The following is a 20,977-nucleotide window of genomic DNA, read 5'->3' as shown; positions in this document are numbered from 1 at the left end:
AAATAGTAGCGAGTGATGGGCATTGAGCCGTGAGGCAGCACAGTTAAGCATCAGTGCATAGGGCTTTAGACGTGCGCACTCCCTAGGTGAAGTCTCTAGATTTTCGGGCTCATGTGCCGTTTACCTCCTGGAGCCGAGGGCTGCCAGGGCGAAGACGCCTACCCATAATCCTCTGGGTAGGTAGCTATCGGATGTGGAATATACCACTAAAGACTCAGGGCTTGCTGCTGTGCGAAATGCGCAAGCTAAAGATCTCGGGCATTCCTATGTCCATTTACGGCTCATTGTGTCCCAATCTTAAAAAGGAAGGTGATCCAACAAGGAGAATTCCAGTGGCCACCATTCGTTTACCGCGCATTCGACACGTTCGCGCAATCATTGCTGCAGTCGCAGGTACCGCAGCGCTAGCACCCCTGACCGCCGTCGCTCCCGCGGGAGCAGAAGAGTACCCCGATCCCGCCCAGGCCGATGCCGATGCCTCCATCGCCCGCGCTGTATCCAATGTTGATGCTCAGCAGCGGGAGGTAGATCAGCTACGGCAGCTGCTCGACCAGGCAGAGGAACAAGCAGCGGCCGCGACGGATCGCATCGCCGAGCTTTCGGCCGACCCTGAGGTTGCAGACGATGCGGCAGAGCTTGACCAGGCGTATGCCGAGAAGCGCGCGGCCGAGACGGCATTGGTCGAGCACCGCCGCAACTTGGCCCAGCGGGAAGCGCAAATGAATGCCACGCGCAACTTCGCCGAGGCCTCTTTTGCACACCAGCAGCAGGCAAGGGAAGTGACCCACCAGGGCGACCTTCCAAGTGCGCAAAATCAAGATAATAACCTTGATTTTAGGGTAGATGCGGATGCGCTTGCCGATGATTCCGTCAAATCCCAAAGCTTGAATAAAGACAAGGTCCAAGACTTTACCGACGAAATCGTTCCGGATGAAGCACCACTACCTGAGGCGGCCAACGATGGCGCCGCTGTAGAGGGGCAGGCTCACTCGACTACCCCGAAGGCAGAGTTCGGCACCGCGCTTAACCAAGGGGCAACGCCGTCCTTTAACACGGTGGACTACGGCACCGGATCCTCGGCATCGGATGTTATGGACATTGCCGGCGAGCTCGCCGCAGCCGTCGATCAGGACGATGTGCGGGCGCTGATGGCGGGTTCTGCGGACCTGTTGGGGATTGGCAGCCCGGATACGGCGCCATCGGCAAGCACTGATCCTTCCGCCTTCGGTCAGGGATCGGGAACCCCATCCAGCGCTGCCCCGGGCAACAGCAGCCAGATTGAGGCGGTCATCGCTCGCGCAGAATCTGTTGTCGGAACCCCATACGTGTGGGGCGGTGGCGACAATAATGGCCCCACCGGTGGACTCCGGGACGGCGGCATTGCCGATAGCTTTGGCGACTACGCCCGAACCGGCTTTGATTGCTCTGGATTGACTAAGTACGCGTTCGCCGCGGCCGGCCTAGACCTTCCACACTATTCTGGTGCGCAGTACCAAATGGGCAATAAGGTCTCGCGCGATAACATGCAACGCGGTGACCTCATCTTCTACGGTGCCGGCGGCAGCCAGCACGTGGCAATCTACTTGGGCAATGACCAAATGATTGAAGCCCCGCAGTCTGGGCAGAACGTACAGGTCTCCCCTGTGCGCTGGGCTGGTGCGACCCCGGATGTCGTGCGCCTTCTCTAATTCTTAGCCTTGTGGTTGCTACTATTTAGGGCATGACTGACGCACAGCATCCTGCCCAAAAATTCGACGCCCTCCTCGTTCTTTCTTTCGGTGGCCCGGAAGGAAACGAGGAGGTCGTTCCGTTTTTAGAGAACGTTACGCGGGGAAGAGGCATTCCGCGCGAGCGCTTAGAAGTAGTGGGCAAGCACTATTACCACTTTGATGGGGTAAGCCCGATCAACGGGTTGAATCGGGAAATTATCCATAACGTCGAAAGCGAGCTGAAAAAACGCGGACATAATCTACCGGTTTATTTCGGCAACCGAAACTGGCACCCCTTTGGTACGGCTACCGCAGAGAAAATGGCGGAAGAAGGGATCCGCAACGTGGCCGTCTTTGCCACCTCGGCTTGGGGCGGTTACTCCGCGTGCCGGCAATACGATGAGGACATTGCGGCGATGCGCCAGCACCTTGCAGATAAGGGGCTGCCAGAAATCGAGTTCACCAAGATTCGGCAATTTTATGATCACCCCAAGTTCATCGCGGAGATGGTCGATGCCGTCGCCGAGGCCTGGCAGCGTATCCCCGCCGAGAAGATGGACAGCGCGCGCATGCTGTTTACGGCGCACTCCGTGCCGAATGCACACGATAATGTCGGTGGCGCCGACGGGGACAAGAACCTCTACTCCCGGCAAGTAGCCGAAGCCTCGCGCTTGGTGGCCGAGCGCGCCGGAATCTCGGATTACGATTTGGTGTGGCAATCGCGCTCCGGCAATCCGAAGACGCCGTGGCTAGAACCTGACATCGTGGACCACACCACCACAATCCATGACCACGACGGCGTAGACGCCGTCGTTGTGTGCCCCATCGGTTTTATCTCCGATCACATGGAGGTCATCTGGGACTTGGATTCTGAGCTGCAAGCCGCTGCCGATGAAATGGGCGTACAGGTCGAACGCGCCCGTACCGCTGGCCCCTCCCAGCGTTTTGCCGGCATGATCGTGGATCTGGTGGAAGAACTCGAACAAGGGCAACCGTGGGAGACCAGCGGGAATGTCACCGTCCAGGGGTGTACCACCAACGGCGCGCCCTGCGCTGCAGGCTGCTGCGATATCCGCGCCCACTAAAGGGCCCGCGTGCGAGCCTGCTTCAGCGAGCGAATTCCGCTGCCGAATAAGCCACTCCCGTCATCCGCGCCTGCCGGATATGGCGCCACAGGCGGAGAAGCTCCGGGTCGAGGCTGTGATCGTTGATCCTATCCGTGACGGTTTCGATGATCGCGGCAACGCGATCCGCGCGCGCAAAAAGCTTCGCGGCCCGGGGCGGGGTGGCCGATGGCAGGCCGGGCGTGTCATAAAAATCGCTCAGGGTACCCACCGTGAGCCGGGGATTAGTCAGCGCGGTGGACTGGTAACCGGTGGCCGTAATGAGATCGGCGGATTCATTCGTTGCTTTTGTTAACAAGGCGTCTGCTTCGCCGGGGCTCAGCCAGGCTGGTGAGGGCAGCGGCTGATCCTCGCGGATCACTTGCCATGCCGTATGGGCTCGGCGGGGATGGGGGATAAGGACGAGCGAGACTTCCGGATCATTGGTGCGCACAACGATGGCGCCCGCTGAACTTTGTGCCGCCGCACGGGTAGATTCTGAACCTGCGGGAAGCGCCGGCGCTTCACCTGGGCCGGATAAAATAAGCCGGAGGAGGGGCTCCCCGCCCGCGCCTGGCTGAGAGGTGAGCTCATTCGTTTCGGCCCGCAGCAGGGCGAGCAGATCGATGAAGGGGGATTCATCGAGGCATTCGGGGCGCCCGCCCAGCTCCGTCAGGGCATCGAGCAGCTCATCTGTTGTCTCATGTCCCCACAACCACGCAGCGAGCCAGATGGCGGAGTTTTGGAGAGGGGACCACACTTCGGCGCGCATATCCATGGCGAGCAAGTGTAGTAGATAGACTATCGGGCCATGAGTTTAGATCCTTATGGCGGAGATATTTTTGCTGGGCACCGACGCAGCAAGCCCACCCAGTACCCAGAAGTGCCGGCAGAGCCGGGCATGGTGGTGGAAGTGCGCGGTGATGACTTTGTGGGCGCCGTTTTAGGTGTGGATAAGACCGTCTTTGGTGAGGTCGTCCGGTTAGAGGACCGCCACGGTGTCGAGCGGGTATTTAACCTCATCAAGGGCGGATTCTTAGTAGAAGGCCAGCCGGTGACGCTCACTCGGTATGTGCCCAAGCAAGCACCCCGCAAATCGAATTCGGGCTCTAGGCGGGTAGAAAACGTAGAGGCCAAGGTAGCAGCGCCATCGCGCATTTGGGTCGAAGGCGTCCACGATGCCGCCATCGTGGAAAAGGTGTGGGGGCACGATCTGCGCGTCGAAGGCGTGGTCGTGGAATACCTAGAAGGCTTGGACAACCTCGAAGAAAGGCTCACCGAATTTCAGCCTGGCCCTGGCCGCCGGGTCGGCGTGCTCGCGGACCACCTGGTCAAGGGGTCGAAAGAAACGCGAATGACCGAGTCAGTGGGGGAACACGTTCTAGTCACCGGCCATCCCTTTGTGGATATTTGGGCGGCAGTAAAACCGCAACGGGTAGGCCTGCAAGCATGGCCGGAGGTACCGCGCGGTGAAGATTGGAAAACGGGGATTTGCCGCCGCGTGGGATGGTCTGATCCCTCCGATGGGTGGCGCCACGTTTATAACGCGGTCCATTCTTTCCGGGATTTGGACTCGAGCCTTATCGGGGCGGTCGAGCGGCTGGTGGATTTTGTGACCACGCCGGAGCTGCACAAATCAGACCTTGTCTAAGCCGCCGCGGGCCGAGTTTTCTGGGCCTAGGCTAGATTGGCGCGTTCAATGAGGTTGACCGCCAATTGCCACCCGGCCATCTCGGCGCTCCAGCCCGCAGCCTGTAGCCTTTGGGACATCGCCTGTTTGGAAATGCCCAATTCTTCCGCGGCCTCATTTTGATTGAGCCCCGCCCGTACCAGCGAGGTTGCCTCGCGGCCCTCGATGGTGCGCTTATTCAGCACGTATCCAATGAGCGCGAAGGCGGCGGCGATATCGCTTGCCTCTGCGGAACGGCCGCGCTTATTGAGCTTGGTATAGACCTGCCCCATGCGCGCGGAATTTTTCAGCGCAGCGGTGGCCACGTGGCGCGCGCTTTCCTCGTCTGCCTGGTTGCCGGGGCTGATGCCGATGCCGATGGCCCAGTCGCCATCGGCAAGCAAGGCCATGACGACCTCACAGACTGCGGTGGCGGAATCGACAACGGCGCAAATATCCTCCACGCCAAGGACGTGAAACTCGCTGACGCCCTCGAGGGTGGATAGCGCGGCGGCCGAGCGCTGCACGAGCTCAGCGCGGCGCACGGAACGCCCACGGTAGCGGGCATGGACAGCGAGCACGAGGATCCTCCTTTATTGCGAGCAGTTCGTTACAGTCTACCGCTTAACCTTGACTGGACGGGAGTCGGCAGGCGCGAATCGAGTACAAGCCCGCCGATGCCGGCGAGGGCAAAGACGATAAAGGCAGCGATGATCCCAGGGCTGGCCGTACCGGTAAGCGCATCGCCGAAAAAGACGCCGATGACCGTAGTGGGAATCGAGCCCACAAACGTAGCCACCGTAAAGTGCGAAACGCTGATGGGGGTAAGCGCAGCGACGTAGTTGAGGAGGCTAAAGGGCACCCCCGCGACCATGCGCAGGGAAGCGATGGCCAGCCAACCGCGCCGCTCCAAGTGGGTATTGATGGTATAAACCGCGGGGTGGGCAAGGTGCGGCCTGATCCATTCTCCGAGCAGGCTGCGCACAATCAGCAGCGATAATACGGCCGAGATGGTGAGCGCGAATAGCGAAATGGCAAGACCCTGCCAGGGGCCGAAAAGGATGCCTGCTGCAACCGTCCAGATGGTCCGAGGCAGGGGAAATTGCGTAAATATGACATAACCTAGCGTGAAGGTAACCGGAAACCACGCACCCAGGTGGGCAGCGGCCGTCCGCATCTGGGAGAGATCGGGAATGTCGAGCCAGACAAAAAGCGCAACTCCAGCAAGCGCGAGCGCGATGATAAGCGCCCAGCGTCGCGGTGACCACGCGCGGACTGAGCCCCACGCAGAGTGGGCGAGTTGAACGCAGAAGCTACCAAAGCTGCGTATCCAATCCCGGAAAGTGGTCATGCGTTCGTATCGTAGTCGGCGCGGCCGTGCTTTTAGAAAAGAGCAGTACTTATAGAAAAATCTCGAGGCACCGTAGGAACGATGTCTCGAGACTTCACAGTGTGCCCGGAGGGGGACTTGAACCCCCACGTCCGTTAATAGGACACTAGCACCTCAAGCTAGCGCGTCTGCCATTCCGCCACCCGGGCAGGGTGTTTGCAACCTCTCGGTTGGGCACCTCGAAACTTTATCGTGTCCGTCCTTTGGAATACAAATCGCCAGTTAGGCGCTCATAAACCGGACGATCGCAAGGCGGGTAAATACATCCATGTAACTTGGGTGGCCGCAGCGCCTACATAGGAGCACGGTTTGAAACCAGCTGGACGGTGGTGGGGTGAGTGGGAGGGACATCGACAAGCGCGTGTGATCTGCGGTACAAAGGGGTACATGACTTCTTATGCAGATGACACTCGATTCCCTGGACCTGATCCGTACGCCCCGCTACGCGATCTCCCCAGCTTTGGGTTGTCTTCTACCGATTTGGTAGAAGGCGATGAGATCCCAGAAAAGCACCGCGCGCCGGAAAGCGTCTCCCCACAGCTGGCATGGTCCGGACTGCCGGAGGGAACCAAGTCCTTGGCGGTAACCTGCTTTGACCCAGACGCACCGACTGCCTCCGGTTTCTGGCACTGGGCCGCTTTTAATATCCCCACCGATGTCTCGGAGCTGCCCACCAATGCCGGTGCGGCAGAGGATCTTGGCATCGACGGTGTTATTAGCCTGCGCAATGATTCCGGCAACCGCACCCACTTCGGTGCCAACCCGCCGGCCGGCCACGCTCCGCACCGCTACCTCTACGCAGTCCACGCCGTAGACATCGAAAAACTTGATATCGATCCGGATTCTTCCCCCACCGTCCTCGGCTTCAACTTGCACTTCCATGCACTGGGCCGGGCAATCCTCTGGGGCTGGTACGAGGCCAAGTAATGGCGAGCTCCGCTTCTAAGAATCCCGTGACCCCACCCGCAGCGCTGCGGGTGGGCGGCGCTTTTTTGGTCGTCGCTTTTGTGCTGGTCCTGTTCGCCCTCATTTCCGTTTTTAGTGAAGGATGGGGCGCACCCTTTGTCTGGACCTACAGCAACCTCGCGATCATTATTGCAGCGGTGATGGTGGGTGCCTTCAGCACGATGAGCAAGGAGCATGCCGGTAGCCGCGCACAGATCATCGCCTTGGCGGTGGCGGTGCTCTTGATTATTGCTAGTCGCTTTCTTCCGCAACACGATTTGCTGATTCAGCAGCAGTATTGGCTGCTCTTTTATGCCGGCATGTCCGCCATCTGTGCCTTAATTTTGCGGCGCAGCGTTATGGCGACCTCCTAAGCGGGCCTATAAATAAGCAATGCCACGTGTGGAAACACGTGGCATTGTGCTATCTAATGAGCTGCTAGTTTATTGCCTTCCACGGCAGGTTGGAGCCTACTGCCTCAGAGATATTGCTTAGGCCATGGGCGCGAATCTGCTTGGCGATGCCCCTGTGAATATCCCGAATCCAGTCCGGCCCGCCGTAAATGAGCCCGGTATAGCCCTGGAGGAGGCTGGCACCGGCGGCAATTCGCTCCCACGCCTGTTCCGGGGTGGTAATCCCACCGACGGAAATCAGGACAAGCTGCGAGCCCACGCGCGCATTCAGGCGGCGGAGTACCTCTAAGGAGCGCTCGGCCACCGGTGGGCCGGAAATACCACCGGCGCCAAGGGCTTCTACCTCCGCGCGGGGAGTGTTCAGTCCCTCGCGGGAGATGGTGGTATTGGTGGCGACGATGCCGGCAAGGCCCAGTTCCACGGCGAGATCGGCAACGGCATCGACATCGGCATCCGAAAGGTCCGGCGCGATTTTTACCATGACGGGGACATCGGTGGATTCTTGCACGGCGCGCAGGATGGGGCGAAGCGATTCGACCGCCTGCAGGTCCCGCAACCCAGGGGTATTGGGGGAAGAGACATTGACCACCAGGTAGTCCGCCAGACCGCCTAAAACGGACGCGGAGCGGCGGTAATCATCCACGGCGCGTTCGGCTGGGGTGACCTTGGTTTTGCCGATATTAATCCCGATGACGTCGTTGTACCGGCGCTTGCGCAGATTCTCTGCCACGGCCGCCGCACCCTCATTATTAAAACCCATCCGGTTTAAGATGGCGGAATCTTGTTTGAGGCGGAAGAGGCGGGGAGTCGGGTTGCCCGGCTGCGCCTGCGCCGTGACGGTGCCCAGCTCGGCATAGCCGAAACCAAGCGGCGACCAGGCATCGGCGGCAGCGGCGTTTTTATCAAACCCAGCCGCCAGGCCAAGCGGGCGCGGGAAGGTGATCCCGCATACTTCCTGTGTCAAGACCGGATCGTTGACCGGCAGGATGCGGCCAAGCGCGCGATTGGCAGGCCCTGCCGCGTGCAGACCGTGGAGGCCAGAGTTGATAATGCCGTGGATGCGCTCGGGGCTTAAGCGAAACATCCCGCGCAGCGCCAGCTGATAGGCGCCTTTGCGCAGCGAATCGAAGGTCGAAACCATGGATTAAGACTCCTTTGCCTTTGTCAGGTGTGGATCCGCCACGAACTGCAGCCCCTGGCCGGATGCGGAGGCAACCACGATGGTGCCATTGGAAAGAGCGGAAATATTTTGGGCATCGGCAAGCGTGGCAATCTCGCCGCGGGATTCGGGAACGCCCTTGTCAATGGAATAGGCGTGTGCGATGTTGTTATCGGTGGTGGTAACCCACGCGAGCTCGCGCGAGTCATCCCAGGCCACCGCCCACGGGGTACCGTCGACCACGCCGTATTGGTGCAGGCGGACGACGTCATCGGAGGTATAGACCGCGATCCGGCCGCCCTCGGTATCGGAGGCGAGCACGACGCCGTTATTACCCACCGCGATTTGGCCGACACCCTGGCCAGCGCGCAACCGGCCGCCGGCGCGGTCATTGGGCCAATCGATATTCTGGATGGTGGAATCCGAACGCTGAATGCGCACAATCCCGTCATCGCCGTCCGCATTGGGAACGGCGAGCATCTGGTCCGAGCCGGCCTCGACGGAGATTTCGCCGTCCCGCGTGCCATCCTTGTACCGGCCGACCACAGCGGAGTCGCTTGCGGTGACAAAGACTTCGCCGGTGGAAAGTTGGGTCGCAGCGGTGACCTGGAAGTCTTCCTCCATCTTGATTTCTTCCGGTGACTCCGGCGCAGAAGGATCAATGAGTAGGACCTTATCCGGGCAAGCCAAGACGAATCCAGATTCGGAGGAGCTCAAATCGCCGCAGGTGGAATCGACATCGATGCTCTTGGCCTTCTTGGCGGCAAAGTCATCCTGGCTGCCAATGCGCACCTGGTCCGCGGTGCGAACGGCAATCGTATCTTTGACCGCGGCCAGATCCGTGATGTCTTCATCGAGGTCGATGACCGTGCCGGCTGGATCGATGTCGCTCGGAGAAGCGGCCGGGGTGGCGTTGCCCTTCACTGCGGTTTCGGGATCACCGCCTACGCCCACGGTGGAATCGCAGGCGGCCAGCGCAGCAGTGGAGAGTGCTAGCAAGCTGGATAGTACGAGTGTGGAGCGGGATCGTGATTTCACGGATACTTATCCTAACAGCGCGCGTTGCGATTTCCCGAAGCCGTGCGCGGCGGTAGTGTATGGCGGGTGATTTCTGATACCGCGACCGAAGCAGTTTCTTGGGCACAAGTTATCGTTTTATCCATTGTGCAGGGGCTTACGGAGTTTCTCCCGGTAAGCTCCTCGGGGCACCTGCGCATTGTTTCCGAGCTCTTTTGGGGCAACGATGCCGGTGCTTCCTTTACAGCCGTCATTCAGCTCGGCACCGAGCTTGCCGTGCTGGTCTATTTTGCTCCAATGATTTGGCAAATCCTCTCCGGATGGCTGCGTGGGTGGACCAACCCCGCCTCGCGCGGACAGGACTGGCGCATGGGCTGGATGGTCATCGCCGGATCCATTCCCATCGGCGTTATCGGGTTGGTTTTTGAAGATGCCATCCGCGGTGCGCTGCGCAACCTGTGGATCACCGCCGCGATGCTGATCCTTTTCTCCTTCGTCTTCATCGCCGCAGAGCGCGTGGGCTCCAAAAAGCGCGGTTATGACGAGCTCACGATGAAGGATGCCATCATCATGGGCCTGTGCCAGTGCTTGGCGCTGGTTCCTGGCGTTTCGCGTTCGGGCGGCACCATTTCCGGTGGTCTTTTCTTGGGCCTTGATCGTGAGGTGGCCACGCGCTTTAGCTTCCTCTTGGCCATTCCGGCAGTGCTGGCTTCGGGGCTTTTTTCGCTTCCCGATGCCTTCGCGCCCGAGGCCGGTCAAGCCGCTTCCGGTATGCAGCTGCTCGTCGGCACCGGAATTGCCTTCGCCTTGGGCTACGCGTCGATTGCCTGGTTGCTGAACTTCGTGGGCAACCACTCCTTTGCATGGTTTGCGGCCTACCGCATCCCAGTGGGCATCCTCGTGATGATTCTGCTGGCCTTGGGAGTCCTACAGCCCATTTAAAGCACCCCATAAGTTCGCGTTAGGATAGGTGCCATGCATTCTTGGCCAACACCTTCTTATAGTCGCGTCCCAGGCGACGCGGCGCAGCTCTATCTCTACGATTCCGCGAATCAAACCAAGGCCCCTGTGCAGGTAAAGGGGGATACCGCCACCATGTACGTGTGCGGCATTACGCCGTATGATTCGACCCACTTGGGCCACGCAGCCACCTATCTCACCTTCGATCTGATTTACCGGCAGTTCCTGGACGCTGGCAAGAAGGTCAATTACGCGCAAAACATCACCGACGTCGATGACCCACTCTTTGAGCGCGCGGAGCGCGACGGCGTTGATTGGCGCGAACTCGGCACCTCCCAGATCGACCTTTTCCGCTCCGATATGGAGCTTTTATCGGTCATCCCGCCACAGCACTTTATCGGCGCCATGGAAGCGGTCGATGAGATCGTGGACATGGTGCAAAAGCTGCTGGATAACGGCGCCGCTTACGTGGTCGATGACCCAGAGTACCCGGATGTATATGCCTCCATCGATGCCACCGAGGAATTTGGCTACGAATCCAATTACTCGATGGAACAGATGCGGGAGTTTTTTGCCGAGCGCGGCGGCGACCCCGACCGCCCAGGCAAGAAGCACCCCATGGACGCCCTGATTTGGCGCGCCCACCGCGAAGGCGAACCGGCGTGGAAGTCTCCCTTCGGTCCAGGCCGCCCTGGCTGGCACATCGAGTGCTCTGCCATTGCCACCAACTACTTGGGCAGCACCTTTGATATACAAGGCGGCGGCAGCGATCTGAAGTTCCCGCACCACGAATTTTCCGCCGCGCATGCAGAGGCCGCCTTGGGCGTAGACCGCATGGCGCAGTTCTATGTCCACACCGGAATGATTGGCCTCGACGGCGTGAAAATGTCCAAGTCCCTGGGCAACCTGGTCTTCGTCCACAAGCTCGTGGAGCAGGGCGAGGATCCCTCCGCCATTCGCCTTGGCGTATTCTCCGGCCATTACCGCGCCGAGCGGGACTGGTCCGATGAGGTGCTCGACCAGGCCAAGGCCCGCCTGGCCACCTGGCGGACCGCCCTGGAGGCCCCTGGGGCCCTGTCGGCTGCGGAGGATGCGGTAGCGGGGCTTCGCCAAGCGCTTGCCGATGACCTCGATACCCCCGCCGCGCTGCGCGCCATCGACAATTGGGCAGGCAGTGACCGTGGCGAGGACGAGGAAGGGGCTGCGCAGTTGGTGCGTACCGCACTTGATTCGCTGCTCGGCGTGCGGGCCTAGCCAACTTAGGGCAATATCGACAGCATGAGCATTCGCGCAGATTTCCAACCCACCGTTGATGAGTTCATTGCTGATCTGAAGTCCTTTGCCACCGGTGATTACCTCAAGGATGAGGAAAAAGAGTTCTGGGAGGCGCCGTTTAACGCGGCGGTGCTACCAGAACTTAAAGGCCACCTCGAGCAGATGCTGGACGGGCTAGACGGGCTGCCGGATGATCCTGATGGCGGCCAGCTCGCCGCGGTGCTGAATAAGACCGTTAAAAAACTCGCCACCTTTAATCGCAAGCAACACGATGCCGTGGTGGAGCCGGAGGAAAAAGAAGAAATCGCCGAGCTTATGTACAACGCCTCCGCGGCAACCGGTGCCGATGATGAGGCGCTATCACAGATTCCCGAGTTGGACTTCTAAGCCTCTTTACGGCGCCAGCCCGCCGTGGGTAGATTCCTAAGGTGAAGTTGATCGATCACCGCGCAGCGCGAATTTCTCCCTCGCTGAGCCTTAATTCTATGTCGGAAAATCCGGTGGAGTGTGTATGACCACAGTGAGTAATTCCCAGCTTTTGCCCCGTCCAGCGGCGATTTTCTGGGACATGGACGGCACCTTAACCAACTCGGAGCCCCTGTGGGGCGAGGCGACGTACTACCTTTCAGAAGTGCTGGGAAAACGCCTTACCCCAAGCCAACGGATGGATACCGTGGGGGCTACTTTTACGACGACGCTGCGCATTTGCGCCGACAACGCTGGGGTTGTCTTGGGCGCAGGCGATGTCGAGGCCTACCGGCACAAGATGTTTGATTATATGAAGACTCTTTTTGCCGGCCGCCTCGAAATCTTTCCCGGCATCCCTGAGCTTTTAACTTCGCTGCACCACGACGGCATGCCGATGATGGTTACGACGAATACGGACCGCGACGTTGCAGACGCCGCCATTGCTGTCATCGGCAGCGAGTATTTCGTAGACACTATTTGCGGCGATGAAGTTCCCACCGGCAAGCCTGCTCCAGACATGTACTTGGAAGCGGCCCGGCGCCTGCAGCTTAATCCAGCTCAGTGCCTCGTATTTGAGGATTCCCCGGCAGGTATGCGCGCTGCCGTGGCCGCGGGATGCACCGTTATCGGTCTGCCAGAAGATGAAGGAGTGGAAGTACCGGACGGGGTAGTAGAAATCTCTCGGCTGCGCGATTCTCGCCACCTCGCCGGCGCGCTCCACACGGATGTCTACGAGTGGTTCCGGGCTATCCAGGAAATGAAATAAAACCCTTCGCATTGTCTGCTTACCTGTGGAACAATAGGTAGCCGTGAAGGATTTTGAGACACTTTTTGCTGAGCTACTAAACAAAGCAGACCAGAAGCCTGAGGGCTCTGGGACCGTCCAGGCGCTGGAAGAAGGCGCCCATCATATTGGCAAAAAGATCATCGAAGAGGCAGGCGAGGTATGGATCGCCGCCGAATACCAGTCCGATGAGGAACTGGCGGAAGAAATGTCGCAGCTTATCTATTGGACGCAGGTCATGATGATCAAGCGCGGGCTGCGCCCTGAAGATATTTATAAATACCTATAACTTGTTGCCACCTGCGGTGGAGCAAAAATCCTGGAGAACAGCATGATCAAAATTGCAGTACCAAATAAAGGGTCCTTATCGGAGGCGGCTTTAGAAATCCTTGGTGAGGCCGGATACAAGGGGCGCGGCCACTCCAAAACCCTGAACGTGGTGGATCTGGATAACGGGGTGGAGTTCTTCTTCCTCCGCCCGAAGGACATCGCGATCTATGTTGCCCGCGGCGTGCTCGATCTAGGGATTACGGGGCGCGATTTGGCGCTCGATTCCAATGCCCAATTTAAAGAGGTCCTCTCGCTCGGCTTCGGTGACTCGACATTCCGCTACGCCGCACCCCAAGGAGAGGGGTGGGATATCTCTCACCTGGAGGGCAAGCGTGTGGCTACGTCGTACCCGAATTTGGTCCGCCAGGACCTGGCGGAGAAGGGAATTTCCGCCGATGTCATCCGCCTAGACGGGGCGGTAGAAATCTCCATCCACTTGGGCGTGGCCGATGTCATTGCTGATGTCGTGTCAACTGGTACTACGCTGCGGCAGCAGGGTTTGGCGCCCTTTGGCGAGCCCATCGTGACCTCAGAAGCCGTGGTTATCAAACGCCACGATGCAGAGGTGACGCCGGAAGAGCAGGTGGTCTTGGGCCGCATCCAAGGAATTTTGCACGCCCGCACCTACCTCATGATCGACTACAACATCGCGGAAGAAAACCTGGACAAAGCAGCTGGTGTTACTCCGGGCCTGACTGGACCAACGGTTTCACCGTTGGCGCGGCAAGACTGGGTGGCGGTGCGTGCGATGGTTCCGCAGAAGGAAGCCAACCAGATTATGGATCGACTTTCCCAACTCGGTGCGGAGGCAATTTTGGCTTCCGATCTCCGCATTGCCCGCTTTTAGGGGGAGTATTAAATTCTTGGTCGTCCCAACTGGGGCGAAACGTGGCTACCATTGGCGCTTGAGAACATTTACTCGGACATCATTCTCGACAGGCAAAGGAGCCGCGCCATCATGGCAAAGTCGTCTAAGAAAGAAGACAAAGACACCAAGCCCGCCGCAAAGGACGCGCAGGAAAAGCAGCAGGAGGATAAGACCACCCATTCTGCGCAGCAAAAGGTAGCGGAGCAGAAGCAGCCAAAGACGTCGAGCAAGAACACTCGTACGGAGACCGACCTGATCGGTGCCTTGGAAATTCCTGCTGATGCCTACTTTGGTGTCCACACCGTCCGCGCGATGGATAACTTCCAGATTTCCTACGTGACCATTAACACCATTCCGCACTTCATCCGCGGCATGGTGCAGGTCAAGAAGGCTGCCGCGATGGCCAACCGTCGCCTGCACGTGCTGCCAAAGAAGAAGGCGGAGGCCATCATCTGGGCGTGTGACCAGATCTTGGACGAGGGCCGCTGCATGGACCAATTTCCGCTCGATGTATTCCAGGGCGGCGCCGGCACCTCGTTGAACATGAACACCAATGAGGTCGTTGCCAACCTAGCCCTTGAGCACTTGGGGGAGGAGAAGGGTTCCTACGACATCATCAACCCCAACGATGACGTCAACATGTCCCAGTCCACCAACGATGCTTACCCAACTGGCTTCCGTCTGGGCCTGTACGCTGCCATCGATGACCTCGTCGTGCGCATCGACAGCCTGCGTTCCGCATTCCAAGACAAGGGCAATGAGTTCCAAGACATCCTGAAGATGGGCCGCACCCAGCTACAGGATGCCGTCCCCATGACCTTGGGCGATGAATTCAAGGGCTTTGCCAATAACCTGAACGAGGAGCAGGCCGTTCTGCGCGACGCACAGAGCCGCTTGCTGCAGATCAACCTCGGTGCCACCGCCATCGGCACCGGCGTTAACACCCCAGCCGGCTACCGCCACCAGGTAACCGCCGCTCTGTCTGAAGTCACCGGCCTGGAGATGAAGACTGCAAGCGACCTTATCGAGGCCACCTCTGACTGCGGTGCCTACGTATTCTTGCACTCCGCCATCAAGCGCGCCGCCATGAAGCTGTCCAAGATCTGTAACGACCTGCGCCTGCTGTCCTCCGGTCCACGCGCTGGCCTTGGCGAGATCAACCTGCCGGCCCGCCAGGCAGGTTCCTCCATCATGCCGGGTAAGGTCAACCCAGTTATCCCAGAGGTTGTCAACCAGACCTGCTTCAAGATCTTCGGCAATGACCACGTCGTGACCATGGCCGCAGAGGCAGGCCAGCTGCAGCTCAACGTGATGGAGCCGGTCATCGGTGAGGCGCTGTTCCAGTCCATCCGCATTATGGGCAACGCGGTTGATGCGCTGCGCGAAAAGTGCGTCACCGGCATTACCGCTAACGCCGATGTGTGCCGCCAGTACGTGGAGAACTCCATCGGTATCGTCACCTACCTGAACCCATTCATTGGCCACCACAACGGTGACGAGATTGCCAAGGAATCCCTCAAGACCGGCAAGGGCGTCAAGGAACTCGTCCTGGAGAAGGGCCTTCTGGATGAGGCAACGCTGAACAAGGTGCTGTCGGTAGAAAACCTCATGCACCCAGAATTCCGCGGCCAGCTTTTCTTGGACGAAAACTAAGTAAAGCCCACGAGCCATAGCGCAACATTCCGCACACACCGTGCTCACTCTTCCCGTGGAAAACGGGAGGGGAGTACTCCACGGTGTGTGCGGCCTCTTTCGTCTATGCCCGAATTGGTGTCTCCCGCTTCCATAGCGCAGTGCCATGGAAATATACCGAACGGTTTATAACGCGAGGTAGAACACATGTGGGAACCGACACAAACGGGCATATTGTGTCAATAAAACAACACATTCAGGGCAAAATAGAAGTGTAAGGGTGGTCCACGACCGGCAGGTCAAGGCGGGTCCACTACGTGTAGTTGAGAACGTGTGGAGTGTATCCATGGTTATTGTTCATATTGTCATCGTTCTCGCGGCCATTATCTTGGGTGCGAGAATTGGGTCCATAGGTATCGGCATGGCCGGTGGCCTGGGCGTTCTCCTTTTGGGTGTTTCGGGAGTTCCCGTAACTAGGGAAGACATTCCGTTCGATGTCATCGCCATCATCATGACGGTGATTGCGGCCATCGCCGCCATGCAAAAAGCCGGCGGCATGGACTATTTGGTTCACGTGGCCGAGAAGTTCCTGCGCAAAAACCCTAAGAAAATTACGTACTACGCACCCATCGTGACGTGGCTGATGACGGTCCTTGCCGGTACCGGCCACACCTCCTTTTCCACGCTGCCGGTGATCGTCGAGGTGGCCAAGGAGGGCAAGGTTCGTCCGTCGCGCCCGCTGTCTATCGCGGTCGTCGCCGCGCAGATGGGTATCTGTGCCTCGCCAATTTCGGCCGCAGTGGTCATCCTGGCCGGCCTACTTGAGCCCATGGGCGTGGGGTACCTCCAGGTGCTCGGCGTGCTGATTCCAGCTACCTTCCTGTCCATCTTCCCGGCAGCGTGGCTGGCCAATAGGTTTGGCAAGGAACTGGAAGATGACCCCGTCTACCAAGAGCGCAAGGCGCAGGGCCTAGTCAAAGAGCCGATTGGTGCTAGCAAATATGAGCCAAAGGAAGGCGCTAAGTCTTCCGTCGTTATCTTTCTTATCGCCATCGTTATCGTCATGGCATGGGCTACCATTTCTTCCGAGCAGGTTGGTCTCATTACGGATCCCACGTTGCCGCGCAATGAGGCGATTATGACCGTCATGCTTTCGGCCGCAACGATCATCGTGCTCAAGACCAAGATTCCGGCAGCTGACGTCCTCAACACCCCGGTATTTAAATCGGGCATGTCCGCCTGCATCTGTGTGCTGGGTGTCGCGTGGTTGGGAACCACCCTCATCAACCACTACTTGGACGATATTCAGGCCTTGGCCGGCGACGTCATCGAAGCTTCGCCATGGTTGCTGGCAGTGGTGCTCTTCTTCGCCGCAGCCCTGCTGTACTCGCAGGCCGCCACCACCAAGGCACTCATGCCCGCCGCCTTGGCGCTGGGAGTAAGCCCGGTTACCGCCGTGGCCGCATTCCCGGCAGTATCTGCCCTGTTCATCCTGCCTACCTACCCAACGTTACTGGCAGCAGTCGAAATGGATGATACGGGCACGACCAAGATCGGCAAGGCCGTCTTTAACCACCCATTCCTCATCCCCGGCGTGGTCAGCATTTTCGGTTCCGTGCTCTTGGGCTACGCACTCGGCGCGGTAATCATCTAGCGAGTCCTTCAATTCGCATTCCCAGTGGCGTCTTCTCCGCAGAGAGGGCGCCACTTTTATGTGGCAACCCCACCCGAAGAATGTTGTGTCTCACATTTCTTACCCCATGCGACTTGGCTTATGCCAGAAATCGGTAGGGTAGGTGCTATGACTACGCAGCCATCCGATGTTGAAATCGCACAAGCCCATAACCTGCAGCCGATTGCGGAGATCGCAGCCAAAGCAGGTATCCCTGAAGATGCAGTAATTCCCTTTGGTTCCACGAAGGCCAAGGTGGATATCACCAAGGTGGACTACGCCAAAGACAAGCGCGGCAAGCTCGTGCTGGTGACAGGAGTCTCCCCAACACCTGCCGGCGAGGGAAAATCCACGGTGCTTATCGGCTTGACCGATGCCTTGGACCAGATTGGGAAGAAGGCCATCGTGGCCCTGCGCGAGCCATCCCAGGGCCCGGTAATGGGCATCAAGGGCGGCGCCGCGGGCGGCGGTTACGCCCAGATTGTGCCGATGGAGGATATCAACCTGCACTTCACCGGTGACTTCCACGCCATTGCCGCGGCAACGAATACGCTGGCGGCCATCATCGACAATCACATTCACCAGGGCAACCAGCTGGGCATCGACCCGCGCCGCGTGACGTGGCAGCGCTGCGTCGACGTGAACGACCGCGCACTGCGCAACGTGGTGACCGGCCTTGGTGGATCGGCACACGGCGTGCCGGCAGAAACTGGCTTTACCATTACGGCGGCCTCCGAGATCATGGCCATTTTGTGCTTGGCGACGAGCCTCGATGACCTCAAGCAGCGCCTAGGCGATATTACCGTCGGCTTTACCTATGACCAGCGCCCAGTAACCGCGCGCGAGCTCGATGCGGAAGGTGCGCTGACCGCATTGATGCGCGATGCCTTGAACCCGAACCTCGTGCAAACCCTCGGCGGGGTTCCCGCACTCGTGCACGGTGGTCCCTTCGCCAATATCGCGCACGGCTGCAACTCCTTGCTGGCGACGCAGACCGCCCTGCAGTTCGGAGATATCGTGCTGTCTGAAGCCGGCTTCGGCGCGGATCTTGGCGGCGAGAAGTTTATGGATATCAAGTCCCGGTTTGGTGACCTGGACGTGGCCGGCGCGGTGGTTGTGGCGACGATCCGCTCGCAGAAGTACAACGGAGGCGTTGCCAAGGACAAGCTCACCGAGGAAAACCTTGAGGCGCTGCAGAAGGGCATCGTCAACCTTGAGCGCCACGTAGAAAACCTGCGCAAGTTTGGGATCAAGCCCGTCGTCGCGCTGAACCTCTTTTGGTCCGATACCGAGGCGGAGCGCCAGTTTATGCGCGATTGGGCCAAGGACTTCGGCGTGGCCTTGGAAGAGGCCAACGTCTGGGCCGAAGGCGGCGCGGGAGCGACGAAGCTGGCCGAGACCTTGCTGGAGAACCTCGAGGGCGGCGCGCAGCAGCTCTACGATCCGGAAGAAGGCATCGAGGCCTCCATCGAGACCATCGCCCGCGAGATCTACCGCGCGGACCGCGTGGAATACGGCTCAAAGGCTGTGAAGGACTTGCAATACATCAAGGACAATGGCTGGGATAAATTACCCGTGGTCATTTCCAAGACGCAGTATTCCTTCTCGGATGAAGCAACCGCATTGGGCGCTCCGGAAGGCCACACGCTGCACGTGCGTGAGCTACTGCCGCGCACCGGTTCGGGGTTTATCGTGGTGCTTACCGGCAACGTGATGACCATGCCGGGCCTGCCCAAGAAGCCGGCGGCCAATAATATTGACGTCGCCGCCGATGGCACGGTATCCGGACTGTTCTAAAAGGAGTTAATCCGCCGCGGAGCCCGGCCACCCCGGGTACTCCGGTGGCGTGCCGCCAAGTTCAGGGCAGATCGCCTGATGCGCGCACCAATCACAGAGCTTGGAGCGCTTCGGGCGAAAATCCCCGGCGCGCCCATCGGCTTCAATCTTGGCCCACAGTTGGCCTAGATCGCGCTCGAAGTATTCGAGTTCCTCCTGGGTAGGAGCTAAAAACATCGAATCCAGCACCTTGAGATACATCAGCCGCAGCTGGTGGGGGATGGTGCCCAGCAGGCGCCAGTACACCAGGGCATAAAACCGCATCTGGAATTGGGCGCTGTGGGAAAAGCGCGGTGCCGGTTTCTTTCCCGTCTTATAATCCACGACGCGCACCTCGCCGGTGGGCGCGCGGTCCACGCGGTCAATAAACCCGCGCACGGGTACGCCATTGGGCAGGACCGTATTGACATACATCTCGGTTTCTTGGCAGTCGAAGCCCTGCGGGTTTTCCATCTGGAAATAGCCCTTGAGCAGCTCGCGGGCCGCGACGAAGAAGTCATACGTTTCTTCTTCGGGCACGAGCTCGAGCAGTTCAGCGTCCCTTTCTGTCATCGCGGCCCAGCTTGGTTTAATCATCTTTACCGCTGCCGGGTAGGTGCGCTCTTCACGCGGGAGTTTATGCGTTTCTTCTAGGACCGCGTGGACCAGGGTTCCCTTAACTTGGGCGATGGTCTTGGGCTCGGGAATCTTGTCGATGGCCCGGAATCGATAGAGCAGCGGGCACTGCTGGTAGTCGGAGGCGCGCGAGGGCGACAGGGCAAGAGGGCGGGGAGTAGATGAAGTAGCCATGGTGTATCTAGCCTATCGTGAGGTTACCCTCGTTTAGTGGACACCCGATTAGTGCGGATCTTGTGTCCGTAAGAGAGGATGTTCATTGTGAGTCAACAACGCCAGAAATACACACCTGAGTATCGACGCGAAGCCGCGAACCTGGTAATCGAATCGCAGCGCCCAATTGCTCATGTAGCGAAAGAAATTGGTGTCGCACCTGGTCTTTTAGGCCGATGGGTAAAAAATGAGCGTCAACGCCGAGGATCTTCCGATGGATTAAGCGAGGCTGATCTTCGTGCTGAGAATGCTCGTCTGCGTCGTGAGCTGGCAGAAGCCAAGATGGATAATGAGTTTTTGTCAAAAGCGACAGCCTTCTTCGCCGCAAAGCAACGCGAGCAGAAAAGTTCGAATTAATGCAGCAGGAGAAGGCGAACTACAGCATCAAGCGCATGGCACGCTTGTTGAAGGTATCTCGGTCTGGATACTACAAATGGACCCATATACAGCAGCAACGCTTAACCGGTAAGGATGATCGTGCATCATTTTACGATGATGTTGATCGCAAGATTCATCAGATTTGGAAAGACTCCGATGAGGTCTATGGTGCTCCGCGGATCACCGCAGAGCTAGGTGAGCGCTACCAGATCAGTGTGAATCGCAAGACTGTGGCCAAGCGGATGCGTCTGATGGGCATTGAAGGGATTTCACCGCGTGCTTTTGTGCCGGTGACAACGATTCAATCTAAGCGTAAATCTGCTCTTCCTGACCTGGTAAAGCGCATGTTTGATACCGGCGAGCTCAATCGAGTATGGATGTCGGACATTACCTACCTGCGCACCGGCGAGGGCTGGTTGTACTTATGCGCAGTTCGCGACGGTCATTCCCGCAGGGTACTGGGCTGGGCTATGGATAGCGTGCAAGATACATACCTGGTCGAACGAGCGCTGCGGATGGCACATACACTGCGTAGTGATGT

At 58.9% G+C, this 20,977-nt stretch carries 22 protein-coding genes and 1 tRNA gene; 16 read left to right on the top strand and 7 right to left on the bottom strand.

Annotation, left to right across the window (positions count from 1 at the left end; genetic code table 11):
* The first annotated feature begins 332 nt into the window (after window positions 1-332).
* Window positions 333-1,688, top strand: a complete 1,356-nt coding sequence (locus HMPREF1267_RS06885) for an NlpC/P60 family protein (RefSeq protein ID WP_023017480.1) — start codon at window positions 333-335, stop codon at window positions 1,686-1,688.
* A 32-nt stretch (window positions 1,689-1,720) separates the two neighbouring features.
* On the top strand, window positions 1,721-2,794 hold the full coding sequence (locus HMPREF1267_RS06880) for a ferrochelatase (RefSeq protein WP_023028829.1): 1,074 nt from the start codon (window positions 1,721-1,723) through the stop codon (window positions 2,792-2,794).
* A 22-nt stretch (window positions 2,795-2,816) separates the two neighbouring features.
* Here HMPREF1267_RS06880 and HMPREF1267_RS06875 read toward each other — a convergent pair whose 3' ends face one another.
* The gene (locus tag HMPREF1267_RS06875; RefSeq protein WP_023028828.1) at window positions 2,817-3,590 is read right to left on the bottom strand and encodes a hypothetical protein; all 774 of its coding nucleotides are present in this window, start codon (window positions 3,588-3,590) and stop codon (window positions 2,817-2,819) included.
* A gap of 33 nt (window positions 3,591-3,623) precedes the next feature.
* Between HMPREF1267_RS06875 and HMPREF1267_RS06870 the strand changes: the two genes are divergently transcribed.
* Window positions 3,624-4,463: a DUF3097 domain-containing protein gene (locus HMPREF1267_RS06870; RefSeq protein WP_023028827.1), complete on the top strand. Its 840-nt coding sequence runs from the start codon at window positions 3,624-3,626 to the stop codon at window positions 4,461-4,463.
* Window positions 4,464-4,489: 26 nt separating this feature from the next.
* Here the strand turns inward: HMPREF1267_RS06870 and HMPREF1267_RS06865 are convergent, their stop codons facing one another.
* The 3 genes from HMPREF1267_RS06865 to HMPREF1267_RS06855 all read right to left on the bottom strand — a co-directional run bounded on the left by HMPREF1267_RS06865 (window position 4,490) and on the right by HMPREF1267_RS06855 (window position 6,020).
* Entirely contained in the window at window positions 4,490-5,062 is a 573-nt protein-coding gene (locus HMPREF1267_RS06865; protein WP_023028826.1) for a hypothetical protein, read from the bottom strand.
* A gap of 29 nt (window positions 5,063-5,091) precedes the next feature.
* Window positions 5,092-5,832, bottom strand: coding sequence for a TVP38/TMEM64 family protein (locus HMPREF1267_RS06860; RefSeq protein ID WP_023028825.1), 741 nt, complete (start codon window positions 5,830-5,832; stop codon window positions 5,092-5,094).
* A 102-nt stretch (window positions 5,833-5,934) separates the two neighbouring features.
* Window positions 5,935-6,020, bottom strand: a tRNA-Leu gene (locus HMPREF1267_RS06855).
* Between the two features lie 238 nt (window positions 6,021-6,258).
* Between HMPREF1267_RS06855 and HMPREF1267_RS06850 the strand changes: the two genes are divergently transcribed.
* Both HMPREF1267_RS06850 and HMPREF1267_RS06845 read left to right on the top strand, forming a co-directional pair.
* Complete coding sequence (locus HMPREF1267_RS06850; protein WP_023028824.1) at window positions 6,259-6,798, top strand: YbhB/YbcL family Raf kinase inhibitor-like protein; 540 nt, start codon at window positions 6,259-6,261, stop codon at window positions 6,796-6,798.
* Entirely contained in the window at window positions 6,798-7,190 is a 393-nt protein-coding gene (locus tag HMPREF1267_RS06845) for a hypothetical protein (protein WP_023028823.1), read from the top strand. The genes HMPREF1267_RS06850 and HMPREF1267_RS06845 overlap by 1 nt, the downstream gene beginning before the upstream one ends.
* A 64-nt stretch (window positions 7,191-7,254) precedes the next feature.
* On the opposite strand, the gene HMPREF1267_RS06840 is transcribed toward HMPREF1267_RS06845, so the two are convergent.
* Entirely contained in the window at window positions 7,255-8,370 is a 1,116-nt protein-coding gene (locus HMPREF1267_RS06840; RefSeq protein WP_023028822.1) for a quinone-dependent dihydroorotate dehydrogenase, read from the bottom strand.
* Window positions 8,371-8,373: 3 nt separating this feature from the next.
* Window positions 8,374-9,426 carry a hypothetical protein gene (locus tag HMPREF1267_RS06835; RefSeq protein WP_023028821.1) on the bottom strand — a complete coding sequence of 351 codons (1,053 nt, stop codon included), beginning with the start codon at window positions 9,424-9,426 and terminating at the stop codon, window positions 8,374-8,376.
* Between the two features lie 66 nt (window positions 9,427-9,492).
* Between HMPREF1267_RS06835 and HMPREF1267_RS06830 the strand changes: the two genes are divergently transcribed.
* The 9 genes from HMPREF1267_RS06830 (at window position 9,493) to HMPREF1267_RS06790 (ending at window position 19,191) form a co-directional block, all read left to right on the top strand.
* Complete coding sequence (locus tag HMPREF1267_RS06830) at window positions 9,493-10,347, top strand: undecaprenyl-diphosphate phosphatase (RefSeq protein WP_034654042.1); 855 nt, start codon at window positions 9,493-9,495, stop codon at window positions 10,345-10,347.
* A 33-nt stretch (window positions 10,348-10,380) separates the two neighbouring features.
* Window positions 10,381-11,619 (top strand): cysteine--1-D-myo-inosityl 2-amino-2-deoxy-alpha-D-glucopyranoside ligase, encoded by a 1,239-nt coding sequence (gene mshC / locus HMPREF1267_RS06825; RefSeq protein WP_023028820.1) that lies wholly within the window; start codon window positions 10,381-10,383, stop codon window positions 11,617-11,619.
* 24 nt (window positions 11,620-11,643) lie between these two features.
* Window positions 11,644-12,027 (top strand): hypothetical protein, encoded by a 384-nt coding sequence (locus HMPREF1267_RS06820; RefSeq protein ID WP_005279186.1) that lies wholly within the window; start codon window positions 11,644-11,646, stop codon window positions 12,025-12,027.
* A 124-nt stretch (window positions 12,028-12,151) separates the two neighbouring features.
* Window positions 12,152-12,874 (top strand): HAD family phosphatase, encoded by a 723-nt coding sequence (locus tag HMPREF1267_RS06815; protein WP_023028819.1) that lies wholly within the window; start codon window positions 12,152-12,154, stop codon window positions 12,872-12,874.
* Between the two features lie 43 nt (window positions 12,875-12,917).
* Window positions 12,918-13,181 carry a phosphoribosyl-ATP diphosphatase gene (locus HMPREF1267_RS06810; RefSeq protein WP_005279188.1) on the top strand — a complete coding sequence of 88 codons (264 nt, stop codon included), beginning with the start codon at window positions 12,918-12,920 and terminating at the stop codon, window positions 13,179-13,181.
* A gap of 42 nt (window positions 13,182-13,223) precedes the next feature.
* Window positions 13,224-14,069: an ATP phosphoribosyltransferase gene (gene hisG / locus HMPREF1267_RS06805; RefSeq protein WP_005279189.1), complete on the top strand. Its 846-nt coding sequence runs from the start codon at window positions 13,224-13,226 to the stop codon at window positions 14,067-14,069.
* A 111-nt stretch (window positions 14,070-14,180) separates the two neighbouring features.
* Window positions 14,181-15,743, top strand: coding sequence for an aspartate ammonia-lyase (aspA, locus tag HMPREF1267_RS06800; RefSeq protein WP_023028818.1), 1,563 nt, complete (start codon window positions 14,181-14,183; stop codon window positions 15,741-15,743).
* Window positions 15,744-16,068: 325 nt separating this feature from the next.
* Complete coding sequence (locus HMPREF1267_RS06795) at window positions 16,069-17,376, top strand: anaerobic C4-dicarboxylate transporter (RefSeq protein ID WP_023028817.1); 1,308 nt, start codon at window positions 16,069-16,071, stop codon at window positions 17,374-17,376.
* Window positions 17,377-17,523: 147 nt separating this feature from the next.
* Window positions 17,524-19,191, top strand: coding sequence for a formate--tetrahydrofolate ligase (locus HMPREF1267_RS06790; protein ID WP_023028816.1), 1,668 nt, complete (start codon window positions 17,524-17,526; stop codon window positions 19,189-19,191).
* A 6-nt stretch (window positions 19,192-19,197) separates the two neighbouring features.
* On the opposite strand, the gene HMPREF1267_RS06785 is transcribed toward HMPREF1267_RS06790, so the two are convergent.
* Entirely contained in the window at window positions 19,198-20,019 is an 822-nt protein-coding gene (locus HMPREF1267_RS06785) for a RecB family exonuclease (protein ID WP_023028815.1), read from the bottom strand.
* An 87-nt stretch (window positions 20,020-20,106) separates the two neighbouring features.
* Between HMPREF1267_RS06785 and HMPREF1267_RS06780 the strand changes: the two genes are divergently transcribed.
* Both HMPREF1267_RS06780 and HMPREF1267_RS06775 read left to right on the top strand, forming a co-directional pair.
* On the top strand, window positions 20,107-20,415 hold the full coding sequence (locus tag HMPREF1267_RS06780; protein ID WP_232215123.1) for a transposase: 309 nt from the start codon (window positions 20,107-20,109) through the stop codon (window positions 20,413-20,415).
* Window positions 20,415-20,977 (top strand): IS3 family transposase (locus tag HMPREF1267_RS06775; RefSeq protein ID WP_023028814.1); only part of this gene is annotated, 563 nt, incomplete at its 3' end. The genes HMPREF1267_RS06780 and HMPREF1267_RS06775, both read left to right, overlap by 1 nt.

This window comes from Corynebacterium sp. KPL1824, assembly GCF_000478095.1.
Classification (GTDB): Bacteria; Actinomycetota; Actinomycetes; order Mycobacteriales; family Mycobacteriaceae; genus Corynebacterium; species Corynebacterium accolens.
Note: the sequence above shows the minus strand (reverse complement) of the source record. Positions and strands in the feature narration are given on the sequence as shown.